The 1,098-nt window shown below is 69.0% G+C and carries 1 protein-coding gene; it reads left to right on the top strand.

Annotated features, from left to right (window positions below):
* Nucleotides 1–104: 104 nt before the first annotated feature.
* A partial coding sequence (locus AB0K03_RS41085) for an IS481 family transposase (RefSeq protein ID WP_364697597.1) occupies nucleotides 105–1,098 on the top strand: 994 nt, incomplete at its 3' end.

Here is a 1,098-nt window from a genome sequence, read left to right as displayed (position 1 = left end):
TGTACTGACCACGGACGTTGGTGACGGGAAGATCTTGTAAAAGGTGAGGGCCTTCGGGTTCGGTGTGGATTGCGACGTCCTACCCCGAACCGTGGAAGGCCCTCATGCCACACCGTAATGCACCGCTGTCCGAGACCGGCCGGCTGCGCCTGGCCCAGTGCGTGGTCGAGGACGGCTGGCCGCTGCGCCGGGCCGCGGAACGCTTCCAGGTCAGCGCCACGACGGCGAAACGCTGGGCCGACCGCTACCGCGCCGACGGCCGGGCGGGCATGACCGACCGCTCGTCACGCCCGCACCACAGCCCGGCCCGAACGCCGACGCGCACCGAACGCCGCATCATCAAGATCCGGGTTCTGCGCCGCTGGGGCCCGGCCCGGATCGCCTACCTTCTCGGCCTGAACCCGGCGACGGTGCATCGGGTCCTGACCCGCTACCGGCTGGCTCGCCTGGCCCACCTCGACCGGGCCACCGGCCGGGTCGTGCGCCGCTACGAACACCACGCGCCGGGCGAGCTGGTCCACGTCGACATCAAGAAACTGGGCAACATCCCCGACGGCGGCGGCCACAAGATGCTCGGCCGCGCCGCCGGACAACGCCGCCGCTCGGCCCACCGCGATCCGGACCGGCCCCGCAAGCTGACCAACCGGCCGAACCTGGGCTACCAGTACCTGCACAACGCCGTCGACGACCATTCCCGGCTCGCCTACACCGAGATCCTCACCGACGAGACCCGCGAAACAGCAACCGGCTTCTGGCTACGCGCCCACGCCTTCTTCAGCGCAGCCGGCATCACCGTCAAGCGGGTGCTGACCGACAACGGCTCCTGCTACCGCTCCCACCTGTGGCGAGACACCCTCACCCAGGCCGGGATCACTCACAAACGCACCCGGCCCTACCGGCCCCAGACCAACGGCAAAGTCGAACGCTACAACCGCACCCTGCTCGAGGAATGGGCTTACGCCCGCGCTTACCGCACCGAAACCGAACGCCGCCAAGCGTTACCCGCCTGGATCCACTCTTACAATCACCACCGCGGGCACACCGCACTCGGCGGCCAACCACCCTCAAGCCGCGTCCCCAACCTCACGGGTCAGTACA

Source organism: Actinoplanes sp. NPDC049316 (assembly GCF_040677315.1).
GTDB lineage: Bacteria > Actinomycetota > Actinomycetes > Mycobacteriales > Micromonosporaceae > Actinoplanes.
The sequence above is the reverse complement of the archived record's forward strand: the minus strand, read 5'-3'. Positions and strand labels throughout refer to the sequence as shown.